This is a genomic window from Ruminococcus sp. AF17-22AC (genome assembly GCF_003460065.1).
In the GTDB taxonomy this organism is placed as follows: domain Bacteria; phylum Bacillota; class Clostridia; order Lachnospirales; family Lachnospiraceae; genus Blautia_A.
The window spans coordinates 302,597-316,476 of the sequence record NZ_QRXT01000002.1; the positions used below are offsets into that span (position 1 = coordinate 302,597).

Below are 13,880 nucleotides of genomic sequence, written 5' to 3' on the forward strand. Positions count from 1 at the left end.
CAGCAGGGAGAAAAATTATTATAAAGATAGTCTGATTGTAAAACATCACAAATTGAAATATTCTAGCAAAATGCCGTTGTGGGTTATTGTAGAATTTAGTAAGAAATCATTGATTCAGACGGTGGAAACAGTGATAGATGAATATAGGGACGACATTGATTTGAATCTGATTGGATTCCCGGAAAATTATTTGGAAATTATGAAGAATAATTTGTGAGAAAGCGAATAATTATATAGTTTATATTGAATACGATCAGAAAGAACCTGAACATAAACAGGTTCTTTTTGTTATAATGCTGCATACTCACTTTCGGTAAAAAGATATATGGTATCATTATTGCGTAGCAAGATAATATTTTCAATAGGTATCTCACATTGATTCAAATAAATTTTCTTTTCAATGTTAGCCAAAGGTGCTATATGGGTAATGCAGATTTCACTCATCTTTATATGTTCAAAAGAGAAGATATGTAAAGATTGGTATGGAATAATTGAATATAGTGGTTCAGTTGAGGAAGAGTAGGTGAATAATATGAGATACGAAGATTCGATGAAAGGTGTAGCTGATCAGATAATCAAAGAACAGCAGCGAGCCAGTAAAATTAAAAACAATCCAGAAGAATTCCATTGGCATGACGAATATGCAACGTTGAATTTCTTTCGGTTTATCTGCAAAAATATCGGTAACTTGAGAAATGGAGAAATTGAAAAAATGGTCACACGCTTAAATCGCATAGATCAGAAAGCAGTGGAAAACCATGTGAATGGTGCGGTTTGGGCATTTGCTTAGGATAAGATGTTCTGTGTACTGATGGAAAATGAAATTTGCCGAAAGGTGTGTGAAAAGAATAAATATAATAGTTGGACGAAGCTGATTGGACAGTATTGTGTTTCAATGGCTTAAAGACGAAGAAAGTTGTTGTAGAGAAATAATTTCCAGCAACTCTGTCTTTAATGAATAGAGTTCATTTTTTTATTCAACTATTCCCATGATATATACAATATGTAAATGTGCAATTCAAATATCAGTTTATGCTAAGTGTAAAAATGATAATAATTACTATTATTGACAAAAGAATAATTATCATGTATAATACAGATATACAAGAAACAAAGTGTTAGAAAAATTGCTAGAAACTTGGTAACAAAAATAAATCGACATTGAAAATGGAAAATGACTATGATAAAATATGAATGTGAACCATGTGGATATATTTATGATTCGGCAGTAGGAGATCCAGACGCTGGTATCGATCCAGAAACTGCATTTGAGGATATTCCAGATGACTGGACATGCCCAATCTGCGGATTAGGAAAAGATGTTTTCGTTCCTGTAGAAGACTAAGCAGAAAATGCAGGTACGAAACTGCCATACATTAAAAGAGCCTAAGAGAACATATAAAAGAAATGGAGGTCAAATTATGACTTACGATTTAAACATTACCTTTGATGACAATTTAGTAACAGGAAATGAAACAATTGATACCCAGCATAAAGAATTGATCGACCGTATCCAGAACTTTGTAACTGCCTGTCAAAATGGCGACAGCAAAGTAAAAGCAATCAAAATGCTGGATTATCTGGATGAATATACTGACTTTCATTTCAAAGAAGAGGAAAAGCTTCAGGAAAAATCCGGTTATCCAGAGCGTGAAAAACATTATGAAAAACATGAAGAGTTTAAAAAGACAATTCAGGAACTGTATGAATACCTTCAGGAGTATGAAGGACCAACAGATCGGTTCAGTGAACTTGTACAGAAAAATGTAATCGACTGGCTGTTTGGACACATTAAAACATACGACCGCTCTGTGGCAAAATTTATCTTTATGAAACAAAATCCAGACCGATGCTAAAATAAACCAGGGAACGAGTTCACTCAGAATGTAGACAACGTGATGAAGTAAACTAGGGGCTGTCACAATGCAGCCCCTTTCCTGTTATAGCGATATTCTAGGTAATATATTGCGCTGGCATGACATATTATTTTACTACTACTATATGGGAAGAGCAAGCAGCTCTTCTTTTTTGTTGTCCTTTTTATCCAATTTTAAGTTGTAAAGTCTCTTTTCATTCGACAAAATTCTCCACAGACAGAGGATATGCGACGAGCATTGATATGAACATCTATTTATGGAAAGAGGATATTGAAGACGGGGAATCGGTAATGACAGCCGAATATAGACCTGTAGAATACGGAAAGGACTATGATGTTGTCAATAATCCTGATAAATTTCAACTATATATAGATGGAAAAGAGATTAAATAGTAATCTCCTGAAAGCAAGCTTTTTGTCAATTATTTCAAAGAAAAATTAAAGGATAACAATACATAGTTTTGACAATGATATTTTGAAAAAATTTATAGGAATGCTCTATTATCAAATTGACATAGGAATATGGTAGCGTATAATTAGAATTGAATACACTGAAAAAATGGAGGAATTACATGAAAGCACATAAATATTGGTCAGTAGGAGCATTGATCACAATGCTTGGGACTTTTTACACTGGATATAAAAAGCAAAAATCAAGTCACAAATACTTTGCTTTAAGTTCTATGTTATGTATGGTAATGGCGATATATACAGGTCATAAAATGATTACCAGGAATAGGAAAAAAAAGGCGAATAAAGAGAAAGATACAGAAAGGGAGGGATAAATAATGTTGGAAGTAGGGGTTAAGGCACCGGATTTTGAGTTGCCAGATCAAAATGGGAAAATACATAGATTATCGGATTATACAGGAAAAAAAGTGATCTTATATTTCTATCCCAAGGATAATACAGCGGGATGCACGAAACAGGCATGTGGGTTTTCTGAGCGATACCCTCAGTTTACCGAAAAAGGAGCAGTTATTCTTGGAGTCAGTAAGGATTCTGTATCCTCTCATAAGAGATTTGAGGAAAAATATGGATTGACATTTACACTTTTAGCAGATCCAGAGCGGAAAGTTATTGAAGCATATGATGTATGGAAAGAAAAGAAAAATTATGGCAAAGTCTCTATGGGAGTAGTAAGAACCACATATCTTATTGATGAACAGGGGATTATTATAAAGGCAAATGATAAAGTCAAGGCTGCAGATGATCCTGAAAATATGCTTAAGGAATTGGCATAATGAAGATTATTTTATCACCTGCAAAAAAGATGATTGTAGATACCGATAACTTAGCACCGGTTGAACTGCCTGTCTATATTGATAAGACAGCAGAAGTATTAAACTGGATGAAAAGCAAATCAAAAGAAGAACTGAAAGCTATCTGGAAATGTAATGACAAGATTGCAGAGCAGAACTTTAACAGATTGGAAAATATGGATCTTTATAACAGTCTTACTCCGGCTGTTTTAGCATATGAAGGGATTGCATTTCAATATATGGCACCATCTGTGTTTGAAATCCAGCAGTTTGAGTATTTGCAAAATCATTTAAGAATCTTGTCTGCGTTTTATGGCATTTTAAAACCAATGGATGGTGTGACCCCTTATCGTCTTGAAATGCAGGCAAAGGTTGGAATTGGAGATGCAAAAAATCTGTATGAGTACTGGGGAGAATTGTTATACCGCTCAGTAATAGATGACAGTAGGATTATCATTAATCTTGCATCAAAAGAATACTCAAAATGTATAGAAAAGTATCTGACACCACAGGACAGATATATTACGATTGTATTTTGTGAGTTATCCGGAGATAAATTGGTAACAAAAGGTACCTATGCCAAGATGGCTCGTGGTGAAATGGTCAGATTCATAGCGGAAAATAATATTGAAAATCCGGTGGAGATTCAGAAATTTGACAGACTCGGATATTCGTTTAGGTCTGATTTATCTTCAGATTCAGAATATGTATTTGAACGCAAAATAAAATAGTTATTCATGTGAAAGATGCTCAGTTTGGCGACTTCTTAATAATAAGAACTATTACTATTTGTTGACAACAGGATAATAGTGGTATATAATCCTTATTGAGAACTAATCCTAATAAGGAGGACGAATGACAAGTAGGAGAAATACCATTCAAAAAGATCTTGTAAGAAATACCGTATACGAAATGAAAAGACACGTTACGGCAAATGAAGTGTATGAATTTATAAAAGAAGCATATCCAGCAATTGGAAAAGGAACTGTATATAGAAATCTTGATATATTGGTAGAGGAAGGTGCATTAAGAAAGGTTGAAGTTCCGAATGGACCGAACCGATTTGATTTTACATTGAAAAATCATTACCATGTAAGATGTATAAAGTGCGGTGAAATTTTTGATGTGGATATGGATCAAATACCGGATTTGCTGGAAAGAATTCATAACACTCATGGAATTGAATTTGTGGATTATGATATTTCATTTAAAGGCATTTGCCCGAAATGCAGGGAGAAGGTAAAGTAGGAATTACCAGATGACTTTATATGTCCTTTGTGCAAGCACCCGGCATCAGATTTTGAAAATGTAGTAAAGAAAACGGAGGTAAAAGAGATGGAAGCAAACAAATATGCAGGAACACAGACAGAGAAGAATTTACAGGAGGCATTTGCAGGGGAATCACAGGCAAGAAATAAGTATACCTTTTTTGCTTCTGTAGCAAAAAAGGAAGGTTACGAGCAGATGTCAGCATTGTTTTTAAAGACTGCAGATAATGAGAAAGAACATGCAAAGATGTGGTTCAAGGAATTAGCAGGAATTGGTGATACAAAGGAAAACCTGGCAGCAGCGGCAGAAGGCGAAAATTATGAGTGGACAGATATGTATGATGGCTTTGCTAAAACAGCTGAGGAAGAAGGATTCCCTGAGCTTGCAGCAAAATTCAGGGCAGTAGGTGAGATTGAGAAGCACCATGAGGAAAGATATCGTGCACTTCTTAAGAATATTGAAACTGCACAGGTATTTGAAAAGAGCGAAGTTAAGGTATGGGAATGCCGTAACTGCGGACATATTGTGGTAGGAACTAAGGCGCCTGAAGTATGTCCGGTATGTAATCATCCACAGAGCTATTTTGAAGTACATGAAGAGAATTATTAAGGAGATAAGATTATTATGAAGAAAGTGATTAATTCAAAAAAAGCAGTAATGATAGGCTGTGGCTTTGTTGGTTCTGCATCGGTATTTGCTCTGATGCAGAGTGGCTTGTTTACAGAGATTGTCCTTATCGATGCAGATAAGAACAAGGCAGAAGGAGAAGCAATGGATATCAGTCATGGTATTCCATTTGCAAGTCCGATGAAAATATATGCCGGAGATTATGATGATGTGGCTGATGCTGCAATTGTTGTCATATCTGCCGGAGCTGGACAGAAACCGGGAGAGACAAGGCTTGATCTCGTAAATAAAAATGTAGCAATATTTAAGTCAATCATTCCTGAAATAGCAAAGAGAAATTTTGCAGGTATCATGCTTGTAGTTGCGAATCCGGTAGATATCCTGACTCAGGTAGCCATAAAGTTATCCGGACTTCCAGAAAACAGGGTTATTGGATCGGGTACTGTGTTAGATAGTGCCAGATTAAGATATAAGCTTGGTGAGCATTTATCTGTGGACAGCAGGAGTGTTCATGCATTTATAGTAGGTGAGCATGGAGACAGCGAAGTTGTAGCATGGTCATCAGCCAATGTATCTGGTGTTCCATTAAGTGAAATGTGTGAAATGCGTGGACATTACAAGTACAAGGAAAACACGGCAGAAATAGCTACAGCAGTCAAGAACAGTGCTTATGAGATTATAAACAAAAAGCACGCTACATATTATGGAATTGCAATGTCTGTAAAAAGAATCTGCGAAGTGATTATGAGAGATGAAAAATCAATACTTCCTGTATCACACATGATTCATGGAGTATATGATATTGACGAAGTATCGTTAAGTATGCCAGCTATTGTAGGTGCAGATGGTATTGAGTCTGATATACCTATTAATTTAAGTGGCGAGGAAGCGTTAAAGCTTAAGGAATCTGCAGATTCATTGAAAAAGATTATGGAGACAATTGAATTATAAATTTTACACATGGAAGGAGAAAAAGGCATGGAAGTAAGGTATTATATTTGTAAGCATTGTGGAAACATTGTTGAAAAGGTAAAGGATAAGGGTGTACCTGTAATTTATTGCGGAGAACCTATGCAGGAATTAAAAGCCGGAGTGACAGATGCTGCTGTCGAGAAGCATGTACCTGTATATACGGTAGAAGGCAGTCATGTTCATGTCGTGGTCGGAGAGACAAAACATCCAATGCTTGAAGCGCATTTCATTGAGTGGATTACATTAAATACAAACCAGGGAATATACAGAAAACAGTTAAATCCAGGGCAGGAGCCGGTAGCAGATTTTTGTCTTTGCGATGGTGAACAGGTAGAAGAAGTATATGCATATTGTAACCTGCATGGATTATGGAAATGCTAAAAGCATTTATACATATTAAGGTTACAGAACAACACAAATACAACAGTAATATATGCTGTGTATTAATATATTTATAAGGAGGAACAAACTAATGAAATATGTATGTGACGTTTGCGGATGGGAATATGATGAAGAGGAAGGTTATCCTGAAGGTGGTATTGCACCAGGAACAAAGTGGGAGGATGTTCCGGAAGATTTTGAATGCCCATTATGTAATGTTGGAAAAGATCAGTTTTCAGAAGTTGAATAGAAGCCTAATCTTGTGTTAAATATGGATGGATAAATCAAAACCCTGTTGCGTGAGCAACAGGGTTTTTTATTGCGATATTTTGTGATGATATCACAGAAAATAATCTACCTTTTGCTTATAATGTAGCTAGAAACTAAGTAAGGAGGTAGTCTAAATGAGATTAAAAGATAAAGTTGCAATCATCACGGGTGGAAGCCGTGGCATAGGATTTGCTACAGCTGATAAATTCTTGAAGGAAGGCGCTACAGTTGTGTTGGCAGCAAGTTCACAGGAATCGGCAGATGTTGCTGTAGATAAATTAAAAGAAAAATATCCCAATGCAATAGTTGCTGGAATTAGTCCAAATCTGGCAAGCATGGAGTCTGTCAGAAAGGCTTTTAAAGAGGCAACTGAAAAATATGGATGTGTCGACATACTGGTAAATAATGCAGGGATTTCAGAAAACACCTCATTTATGGATTATACAGAGGAGACTTTCGATAAAGTCATGGATCTAAATGTAAAAGGAGTATTTAATACTACTCGTGTAGCAGCAGAATGTATGGTGGCAAGAGGCAAGGGGGTCATTCTCTCAACTTCTTCCATGGTGAGTATTTCGGGACAGCCAAGTGGGTTTGCTTATCCGGCATCGAAGTTTGCAGTAAACGGATTGACTGTATCATTAGCAAGAGAACTAGGACCTAAAGGTATTCGTGTTAATGCTGTTGCACCTGGGATTACAGAAACTGATATGATGAAGGCCGTGCCAAAGGAAGTTATCGAACCTATGATTGAAAGAATTCCATTGCGTCGTCTTGGACAGCCAGAAGATATTGCCAATGCGTTTGTGTTTCTTGCTTCAGATGAGGCGAGTTACATTACAGGTGTTATATTAAGTGTAGATGGTATGGCAAGAAGTTAAGTTAATGAGGTATGGTGATGTAATCACGGAAAATAAATGAAATTAAGACTATAATAAATTTACAAAAAGAAAAAGATAAGGAGGACTGTAAAATGTCTGCTATTAATATCAATAAAAATAATTTTCAGAACGAAGTACTGAATTCCGATAAACCCGTTCTTTTAGATTTTTGGGCATCTTGGTGTGCACCTTGCCGCATGGTAGTACCTATTGTAGAGGAGATTGCAAGTGAGCGTAGAGATATTAAAGTTGGAAAGATTAATGTAGGTGAAGAGCCTGAACTGGCAAATAAGTTCAGTATTATGAGCATTCCGACTTTAGTGGTTATGAAGAATGGGAAGATTGTACAGCAGGTTTCAGGGGCGAGACCTAAGAATGCGATTTTAGAAATGCTTTAGGGAGGTGTGCTAATGGGATTTTTTGATCTCTTTAAACAGTCAAATATTAATCAAGGCATAGAAGAATATAAAAGGACTGATGATGCAGTTCTGCTGGATGTACGTACACCGCAGGAATATCAGGAAGGACATATACCAGAAAGTAAAAATGTGCCGTTGCAGCAACTTGACAATATTGCTTCTGTAGCGAAGAATAAGGATATCCCACTGTTTGTATACTGTTATTCCGGTTCACGAAGCCGCCAGGCAACTGGGATACTGCAACGAATGGGATATTCTAAAGTAAATAATATCGGTGGCATTGCTGCTTATTCAGGAAAGGTGGAAAAATAAGATGAAGGTAATAATTGTAGGCGGTGTAGCTGGAGGAGCTACAGCCGCAGCAAGAATACGAAGACTGGATGAACATGCAGAAATTACTGTGTTTGAAAGATCCGGATACATATCCTATGCGAATTGTGGGCTTCCATATTATATTGGAGATGTGATCACAGATCCGGAAGAACTTACACTACAGACACCTGAGAGTTTTTTTAAACGCTTCCGTATTAATATGAAAATTCATCATGAAGTTATCTCCATACATCCGGATCGTAAAACGGTTTCAGTGAAGAATTTAGAAAACGGTGAAATATTTGAAGAAAATTACGATAAACTTATCCTTTCTCCAGGTGCAAAGCCAACACAGCCGAGACTTCCTGGAGTAGGTATTGATAAACTTTTTACACTTCGTACTGTAGAAGATACTTTTCGGATAAAGGAATATATAAATAAGAATCATCCAAAATCGGCTGTATTGGCTGGTGGCGGTTTTATTGGTTTAGAGCTGGCAGAAAATTTGAGGGAGCTTGGCATGGATGTTACGATTGTCCAGCGGCCTAAGCAGCTGATGAATCCTTTTGATCCGGATATGGCATCCATGATCCATAATGAAATGAGAAAACATGGAATAAAACTGGTATTGGGCTATACAGTAGAAGGATTTAAAGAAAAAGACAATGGAGTGGAGGTCTTATTGAAAGATAATCCATCTCTTCAGGCTGATATGGTGGTGCTGGCAATCGGAGTTACACCAGACACAGCATTAGCAAAAGAAGCCGGTCTGGAACTTGGCATCAAAGAAAGTATTGTAGTGAATGACAGAATGGAAACCTCTGTACCGGATATTTATGCTGCAGGTGATGCAGTTCAGGTAAAACATTATGTTACTGGCAATGATGCGTTAATCTCTTTGGCGGGACCTGCTAATAAACAGGGCAGGATCATCGCGGATAACATTTGTGGTGGTGATAGTCGTTACCTGGGCAGTCAGGGAAGTTCTGTTATCAAAGTATTTGATATGACAGCAGCCACTACAGGTATCAATGAAACCAATGCCAAAAAGTCAGGATTAGAGGTAGATACAGTAATTCTTTCTCCTATGAGTCATGCCGGTTACTATCCCGGTGGAAAAGTGATGACCATGAAGGTGGTTTTTGAAAAAGAGACTTATCGCTTGCTTGGTGCTCAGATTATTGGATATGAAGGAGTTGATAAACGTATTGATGTACTGGCAACAGCAATTCATGCAGGGCTGAAGGCAACCCAGTTGAAAGATTTGGATCTCGCATATGCACCGCCTTATTCCTCTGCAAAGGATCCTGTAAATATGGCCGGATTCATGATAGACAATATAGCAAAAGGGACCTTAAAACAATGGCATCTGGAAGATATGGATAAGATTTCTAAAGATAAAAATGCTGTGTTGCTGGATGTGAGAACGGTAGATGAATTTAGCAGGGGGCATATTAATGGATTCAAAAATACTCCTGTAGATGAACTGAGGGAACGAATTAACGAAATTGAGAAAGGAAAGCCTGTGTATCTGATATGCCAAAGTGGTCTGCGCAGTTACATTGCCAGCCGTATTCTGGAAGGAAATGGATATGAAACATATAACTTTTCCGGTGGATTCCGCTTCTATGATGCAGTGGTTAATGACCGTACGCTGATCGAAAGGGCATATGCATGCGGTATGGATTATTAGAAATAAACAAATTTTTTATAGTTTAATCGTAGTATAAAAAGATCCCCCATTTATTAGAACGACTTTCATAATTCTGATAAATGGAGGATTCTTTAAATGTTATAGAAAAACAGTTTTATGATCTTTGTAGTGTTTCCAGTCTTTTCGAATCAAGGATTGTGATTTTACCGCGGGAGAGTTTGACGAGTCCTTCGCTTTGAAAGTATCGGAGCATTCGAGTGATAACTTCCCTGTGGGAACCAAGATGGTTGGCGATGGTTTCGTGAGTGATCTTTAATTCATTTGTTCCTTCGATAGAGGTCTCTTCTAAAAGAAATGAAGCAACACGCTTATCCAAACTCTTCCACATGATTTGTTCAATCAGCCACATGACATCAGAAAAACGGGTAGCCATTAACTCATTGGTATAGTTTGCGACAGGAGCAGAATCCTTCATGATGCCCTTATAGATTTCAGCAGGGATAATCCAAAGATCAGTATCTTTTTCAGCTTCAATGGTTACTTCAAATTGGATGGACCGCATGATACATGAGGCGGATAAAAGACACATATCCATATCGAACAGACGGTAAAGTGTAATCTCCCGTCCTTCATCTGAAAGTATGTAGGTTCGAAGCTGCCCAGATTTAACCAGTAATAATCCAGTACAGTCCAGGTTTCCGTTGTGAATGATCGTTCCTTTTTTAACAACCTGTGTGATTAAATTGTCTGAAATTAGTTTTTTCTGTGCTGTATTTAAGTCACTCCATAGTGGAAAATGATTTTCGAAGTTCATAACAGTTATCTCCTTTACGAACATAGTATACTTGCTTTTTTAAGATGCGTCAATCATATAATTGACATATGCCATAAATAAAAATATACTGATTATAATACATGACTGTTGTAGATAGACGATGGCAGTCTGCACTGGCATTGACTTTGCCAGAGATTTGCGGAGGTATTGCTTTCCCGGAAATTGTTAAACATTATCGATATGGCCGGGTTATGCTGGATCGGCAAAAAAATCCGACTCGTGATGTGGGAACCCAATATATCCGCTGGTTTGATGAATATGCAGGGGACCACTTTAAATATGGTAAGGGGTAAAATATCGTTTGCGACAACATATAAAATTGCTTTTAATTAGTTTATGGTGATGAGCTTTCAATTTTGAATGCCAGGTTCGATGTAATCAGAGTAGTTAAACTGCTGCCCCTTAAAAATTCTCTATCCCGAATGATGTTTCTGGGATTTTCCTGCTTGCTGCCCTGGCCGTTTCTATCCATTCACTGATCACATTTTTCACATTTTCAAATGCCTCGTTAGGCGTCCTTCCATCCGCCATACATCCTAGCAGATCTGGAACGGTCACAATATAGCAATTTTCTTTTGCGGAATATTTCATCACTATACAATAATTCATCAAAATCCCTCCAAACAAATTAAACTATAAACAGTATAGCATAAAATTTAGAATTGAAAATAGAATGGATTATTATTTGTTAGGCAAATGATTAAAAACAGAAGAAAAACAGATAAAATACGAAAAAAATGGAGAGATTACAAGACACTATCTGATTTTTTCCTGTTTTTCATAAAAAATCACATATTAATACCGATAAAAAGATTTTGAAGAAAATGGAGGTATTAATATGATTACAAAGAATGAAGTCCCGCTCTGGAAAAAATATGCACTTACCCTTTCAGAGGCTGCTCAGTATTTTGGGATTGGCGAAAGAAAACTGCAGCAGATTGCAGATGATAATCGTGATACCGGTATTGTGATATATAACGGTGTCAAGTTGTTATTCAAACGTGAGAGATTTTCTGAATGGCTGAATGAAGTAAATTCGATTTGAGAGCGTGATGACAAAAGGACACCAGTATGATATTATAATTTTACTGGTGCCCTTTTTATATGAAAGGGTAGTTTGTATATGAAAAAGGTTAGCACAAAAAGACGTGATAGTAAAGGAAGGATTTTGCAAAACGGCGAAAGTCAAATGTCGGACGGACGTTATCGATATTTCTATTACGTCGGCGGTAAACAGAAAAATTTGTATTCCTGGAAATTGGAAAAGAATGACCGGTTACCGGCAGGAAAAAGGGAATGCGTAGCACTGCGCGAGAGAGAAAAAGAACTGCAGTTACAAAACTTACAGGGCGTTAATCCTGAAAAAATGACAGTTCTTGAACTGGTGGAAAGATATCTTGCAATCAAAGATTTAAGTGTAAAAAAGACTACAAAAGCAGGACACCAGACAGTGTTAAATGTCTTGAAGAAAGAGAAGTTTGCACAGATGGAAATTAGCAAAGTGAAGGTATCTGATGCAAAGCTATTTCTCATCAAATTGCAGCAGGAGGATGGGAAGAGTTACAGTACGATTCATATATCATCCGGGGTGTATTAAGACCTGCTTTCCAGATGGCGCTTGAAGATGATCTCATTTTAAGAAATCCGTTTGAGTTTCAGGTATCAGTAGTGTTGGTAAATGATTCCGTAACCAGAGAAGCAATCACTGTAGACCAAATGCGGAAATTCTTAAACTTTGTAAAGGAAGATGAGCATTTCAGCAGGTATTATGAGGCATTTTATATTCTGTTCCATACCGGCATGCGTATTTCGGAATTTTGCGGATTGACGGTAAAAGATCTGAATATGAAGGAAGGCAAAATTAATATTGACCATCAGCTTATGAGATGGTCTGATATGAAATACGGAATAGAAAGCCCAAAGACTAATGCCGGAACCAGGCAGATCCCGATGACGTCTGAAGTTTATGAATGCTTCAAAATTATTTTGGAGCAGCGTAAAAAATACAAGGTTGAGCCGGTTATCGATGGCTACAGGGGATTCCTGTTTTTGGATAAAAACAAAATGCCGTTGGTGGCATTGCACTGGGAGAAGTATTTTCAACACGCTGTCGAAAAATATAACAGTATTTATAAAGCGCAGCTTCCAAAGATCACGCCTCATGTATGTCGACACACCTACTGTAGCAATCAGGCGCGTGCCGGCATGAATCCAAAAACACTGCAGTACCTGATGGGACATTCTGATATCGGGGTTACACTCAATACATATACTCATATCAAATACGACGACGCTAAAGATGAAGTTCTTAAAATGGCTGGAAGTCGCTAAAAATGTGTAATGTTAAGAGTTTTCAATTTAACATGATTGACGACAGAGATATGAAGAGATATGAGGAGTTATGCAGAATTACACCAGAAACACAAAAATCCGGAAATGCTTGTAAAATCGGCATAAATCCGCATAAGTCAGCATAAAGGAGTATAAGTCAACAATGATAAAAGTACTTTTCGTATGCCATGGGAATATCTGCCGTTCACCCATGGCCGAATTTATCTTTAAGGATATGCTTGCTAGTCGCGGCATGGCCGACAAATTTTACGTCGCTTCTGCGGCGACGAGCACGGAGGAAATCTGGAATGGAATCGGCAATCCGGTGTATCTGCCGGCGAAGCGGGAACTTGCAAAACATGGAATATCATGTGAGGGAAAATGTGCGGTGCAGCTTCAGAGGACCGATTATGACAAATACGATTACCTGATTGGTATGGAAGAGCGGAACCGCAGAAATATGCTTCGAATTCTCGGCAGTGATCAGGAGGGAAAGGTCAGCCTTCTGTTGGATTACGCCGGGAGTCACGGCAACATTGCTGATCCGTGGTATACCGGTGATTTCACCACGACTTATTCTGACATTGTCAGAGGATGCGAAGGTTTTCTGACATTTCTTGAACAGGAAGGAAAGCTGTAAAAACAACACTTTCAGACAATGGCTTGTCGAGCTTTTGCGTGAAACCTACGCAGAGCACGGAATATGTCGAACGAATTTTGTTTACAGAAAGTCAAATATGCTGTATGCTCAATGCATAGCAACTCTTAGAGGGAGCGTCTGCTTCCTCTTT

The 13,880-nt window shown here is 37.5% G+C and carries 22 protein-coding genes; 20 read left to right on the forward strand and 2 right to left on the reverse strand.

Annotated elements, in window-relative coordinates; translation table 11 throughout:
* The first annotated feature begins 532 nt into the window (after positions 1–532).
* From DWW86_RS04670 to DWW86_RS04740, 16 genes are all read left to right on the forward strand, one after another.
* Positions 533–790 carry a hypothetical protein gene (locus DWW86_RS04670; protein WP_015541207.1) on the forward strand — a complete coding sequence of 86 codons (258 nt, stop codon included), beginning with the start codon at positions 533–535 and terminating at the stop codon, positions 788–790.
* 390 nt (positions 791–1,180) lie between these two features.
* Complete coding sequence (gene rd / locus DWW86_RS04675) at positions 1,181–1,345, forward strand: rubredoxin (protein WP_015541208.1); 165 nt, start codon at positions 1,181–1,183, stop codon at positions 1,343–1,345.
* A gap of 76 nt (positions 1,346–1,421) precedes the next feature.
* Positions 1,422–1,856 (forward strand): bacteriohemerythrin, encoded by a 435-nt coding sequence (locus DWW86_RS04680; protein ID WP_015541209.1) that lies wholly within the window; start codon positions 1,422–1,424, stop codon positions 1,854–1,856.
* A gap of 263 nt (positions 1,857–2,119) precedes the next feature.
* Positions 2,120–2,269, forward strand: coding sequence for a hypothetical protein (locus tag DWW86_RS17100; RefSeq protein ID WP_015524977.1), 150 nt, complete (start codon positions 2,120–2,122; stop codon positions 2,267–2,269).
* Between the two features lie 179 nt (positions 2,270–2,448).
* Positions 2,449–2,661, forward strand: coding sequence for a DUF6219 family protein (locus tag DWW86_RS04685; RefSeq protein ID WP_015541210.1), 213 nt, complete (start codon positions 2,449–2,451; stop codon positions 2,659–2,661).
* A 3-nt stretch (positions 2,662–2,664) separates the two neighbouring features.
* On the forward strand, positions 2,665–3,120 hold the full coding sequence (gene bcp / locus DWW86_RS04690) for a thioredoxin-dependent thiol peroxidase (RefSeq protein WP_015541211.1): 456 nt from the start codon (positions 2,665–2,667) through the stop codon (positions 3,118–3,120).
* Positions 3,120–3,869 carry a peroxide stress protein YaaA gene (yaaA, locus tag DWW86_RS04695; RefSeq protein ID WP_015541212.1) on the forward strand — a complete coding sequence of 250 codons (750 nt, stop codon included), beginning with the start codon at positions 3,120–3,122 and terminating at the stop codon, positions 3,867–3,869. The genes bcp and yaaA overlap by 1 nt, the downstream gene beginning before the upstream one ends.
* A gap of 124 nt (positions 3,870–3,993) precedes the next feature.
* A complete protein-coding gene (locus tag DWW86_RS04700) occupies positions 3,994–4,386 on the forward strand; it encodes a Fur family transcriptional regulator (RefSeq protein WP_015541213.1) in 393 nt (130 codons plus the stop codon).
* 87 nt (positions 4,387–4,473) lie between these two features.
* Positions 4,474–5,016, forward strand: coding sequence for a rubrerythrin (gene rbr, locus DWW86_RS04705; protein WP_015541214.1), 543 nt, complete (start codon positions 4,474–4,476; stop codon positions 5,014–5,016).
* Positions 5,017–5,031: 15 nt separating this feature from the next.
* On the forward strand, positions 5,032–5,985 hold the full coding sequence (locus tag DWW86_RS04710) for an L-lactate dehydrogenase (protein WP_015541215.1): 954 nt from the start codon (positions 5,032–5,034) through the stop codon (positions 5,983–5,985).
* A gap of 27 nt (positions 5,986–6,012) precedes the next feature.
* Entirely contained in the window at positions 6,013–6,387 is a 375-nt protein-coding gene (locus DWW86_RS04715) for a desulfoferrodoxin family protein (RefSeq protein ID WP_117942428.1), read from the forward strand.
* A gap of 91 nt (positions 6,388–6,478) precedes the next feature.
* Positions 6,479–6,637 (forward strand): rubredoxin, encoded by a 159-nt coding sequence (locus DWW86_RS04720; protein WP_005339874.1) that lies wholly within the window; start codon positions 6,479–6,481, stop codon positions 6,635–6,637.
* Positions 6,638–6,791: 154 nt separating this feature from the next.
* The gene (locus tag DWW86_RS04725) at positions 6,792–7,538 is read left to right on the forward strand and encodes an SDR family NAD(P)-dependent oxidoreductase (RefSeq protein ID WP_072523186.1); all 747 of its coding nucleotides are present in this window, start codon (positions 6,792–6,794) and stop codon (positions 7,536–7,538) included.
* Between the two features lie 92 nt (positions 7,539–7,630).
* The gene (trxA, locus tag DWW86_RS04730; protein WP_072523187.1) at positions 7,631–7,936 is read left to right on the forward strand and encodes a thioredoxin; all 306 of its coding nucleotides are present in this window, start codon (positions 7,631–7,633) and stop codon (positions 7,934–7,936) included.
* Between the two features lie 12 nt (positions 7,937–7,948).
* On the forward strand, positions 7,949–8,269 hold the full coding sequence (locus DWW86_RS04735) for a rhodanese-like domain-containing protein (protein WP_005421613.1): 321 nt from the start codon (positions 7,949–7,951) through the stop codon (positions 8,267–8,269).
* A 1-nt stretch (position 8,270) separates the two neighbouring features.
* On the forward strand, positions 8,271–9,962 hold the full coding sequence (locus DWW86_RS04740; protein ID WP_072523188.1) for an FAD-dependent oxidoreductase: 1,692 nt from the start codon (positions 8,271–8,273) through the stop codon (positions 9,960–9,962).
* Positions 9,963–10,077: 115 nt separating this feature from the next.
* On the opposite strand, the gene DWW86_RS04745 is transcribed toward DWW86_RS04740, so the two are convergent.
* Positions 10,078–10,737 (reverse strand): Crp/Fnr family transcriptional regulator, encoded by a 660-nt coding sequence (locus tag DWW86_RS04745; RefSeq protein ID WP_235816134.1) that lies wholly within the window; start codon positions 10,735–10,737, stop codon positions 10,078–10,080.
* Positions 10,738–11,160: 423 nt separating this feature from the next.
* A complete protein-coding gene (locus DWW86_RS04755) occupies positions 11,161–11,367 on the reverse strand; it encodes a type II toxin-antitoxin system HicB family antitoxin (protein ID WP_015541218.1) in 207 nt (68 codons plus the stop codon).
* Between the two features lie 229 nt (positions 11,368–11,596).
* Between DWW86_RS04755 and DWW86_RS04760 the strand changes: the two genes are divergently transcribed.
* The 4 genes from DWW86_RS04760 (at position 11,597) to DWW86_RS04770 (ending at position 13,729) form a co-directional block, all read left to right on the forward strand.
* Positions 11,597–11,803, forward strand: a complete 207-nt coding sequence (locus tag DWW86_RS04760; protein WP_015541219.1) for an excisionase — start codon at positions 11,597–11,599, stop codon at positions 11,801–11,803.
* A 78-nt stretch (positions 11,804–11,881) separates the two neighbouring features.
* Entirely contained in the window at positions 11,882–12,355 is a 474-nt protein-coding gene (locus DWW86_RS17530; RefSeq protein ID WP_118041671.1) for an integrase DNA-binding domain-containing protein, read from the forward strand.
* A gap of 14 nt (positions 12,356–12,369) precedes the next feature.
* Positions 12,370–13,089 carry a site-specific integrase gene (locus DWW86_RS17535; RefSeq protein WP_015541221.1) on the forward strand — a complete coding sequence of 240 codons (720 nt, stop codon included), beginning with the start codon at positions 12,370–12,372 and terminating at the stop codon, positions 13,087–13,089.
* 163 nt (positions 13,090–13,252) lie between these two features.
* Positions 13,253–13,729 carry a low molecular weight protein-tyrosine-phosphatase gene (locus DWW86_RS04770; protein WP_117942429.1) on the forward strand — a complete coding sequence of 159 codons (477 nt, stop codon included), beginning with the start codon at positions 13,253–13,255 and terminating at the stop codon, positions 13,727–13,729.
* The last annotated feature ends 151 nt before the right edge of the window (positions 13,730–13,880 follow it).

Bases quoted from the DNA above. Each gene is read 5' to 3' on its own strand.
- DWW86_RS04670 (WP_015541207.1), top strand. From the start codon at position 533: ATGAGATACGAAGATTCGATGAAAGGTGTAGCTGATCAGATAATCAAA.
- rd (WP_015541208.1), top strand. From the start codon at position 1,181: ATGATAAAATATGAATGTGAACCATGTGGATATATTTATGATTCGGCA.
- DWW86_RS04680 (WP_015541209.1), top strand. From the start codon at position 1,422: ATGACTTACGATTTAAACATTACCTTTGATGACAATTTAGTAACAGGA.
- DWW86_RS17100 (WP_015524977.1), top strand. From the start codon at position 2,120: ATGAACATCTATTTATGGAAAGAGGATATTGAAGACGGGGAATCGGTA.
- DWW86_RS04685 (WP_015541210.1), top strand. From the start codon at position 2,449: ATGAAAGCACATAAATATTGGTCAGTAGGAGCATTGATCACAATGCTT.
- bcp (WP_015541211.1), top strand. From the start codon at position 2,665: ATGTTGGAAGTAGGGGTTAAGGCACCGGATTTTGAGTTGCCAGATCAA.
- yaaA (WP_015541212.1), top strand. From the start codon at position 3,120: ATGAAGATTATTTTATCACCTGCAAAAAAGATGATTGTAGATACCGAT.
- DWW86_RS04700 (WP_015541213.1), top strand. From the start codon at position 3,994: ATGACAAGTAGGAGAAATACCATTCAAAAAGATCTTGTAAGAAATACC.
- rbr (WP_015541214.1), top strand. From the start codon at position 4,474: ATGGAAGCAAACAAATATGCAGGAACACAGACAGAGAAGAATTTACAG.
- DWW86_RS04710 (WP_015541215.1), top strand. From the start codon at position 5,032: ATGAAGAAAGTGATTAATTCAAAAAAAGCAGTAATGATAGGCTGTGGC.
- DWW86_RS04715 (WP_117942428.1), top strand. From the start codon at position 6,013: ATGGAAGTAAGGTATTATATTTGTAAGCATTGTGGAAACATTGTTGAA.
- DWW86_RS04720 (WP_005339874.1), top strand. From the start codon at position 6,479: ATGAAATATGTATGTGACGTTTGCGGATGGGAATATGATGAAGAGGAA.
- DWW86_RS04725 (WP_072523186.1), top strand. From the start codon at position 6,792: ATGAGATTAAAAGATAAAGTTGCAATCATCACGGGTGGAAGCCGTGGC.
- trxA (WP_072523187.1), top strand. From the start codon at position 7,631: ATGTCTGCTATTAATATCAATAAAAATAATTTTCAGAACGAAGTACTG.
- DWW86_RS04735 (WP_005421613.1), top strand. From the start codon at position 7,949: ATGGGATTTTTTGATCTCTTTAAACAGTCAAATATTAATCAAGGCATA.
- DWW86_RS04740 (WP_072523188.1), top strand. From the start codon at position 8,271: ATGAAGGTAATAATTGTAGGCGGTGTAGCTGGAGGAGCTACAGCCGCA.
- DWW86_RS04745 (WP_235816134.1), bottom strand. From the start codon at position 10,737: ATGAACTTCGAAAATCATTTTCCACTATGGAGTGACTTAAATACAGCA.
- DWW86_RS04755 (WP_015541218.1), bottom strand. From the start codon at position 11,367: ATGAATTATTGTATAGTGATGAAATATTCCGCAAAAGAAAATTGCTAT.
- DWW86_RS04760 (WP_015541219.1), top strand. From the start codon at position 11,597: ATGATTACAAAGAATGAAGTCCCGCTCTGGAAAAAATATGCACTTACC.
- DWW86_RS17530 (WP_118041671.1), top strand. From the start codon at position 11,882: ATGAAAAAGGTTAGCACAAAAAGACGTGATAGTAAAGGAAGGATTTTG.
- DWW86_RS17535 (WP_015541221.1), top strand. From the start codon at position 12,370: ATGGCGCTTGAAGATGATCTCATTTTAAGAAATCCGTTTGAGTTTCAG.
- DWW86_RS04770 (WP_117942429.1), top strand. From the start codon at position 13,253: ATGATAAAAGTACTTTTCGTATGCCATGGGAATATCTGCCGTTCACCC.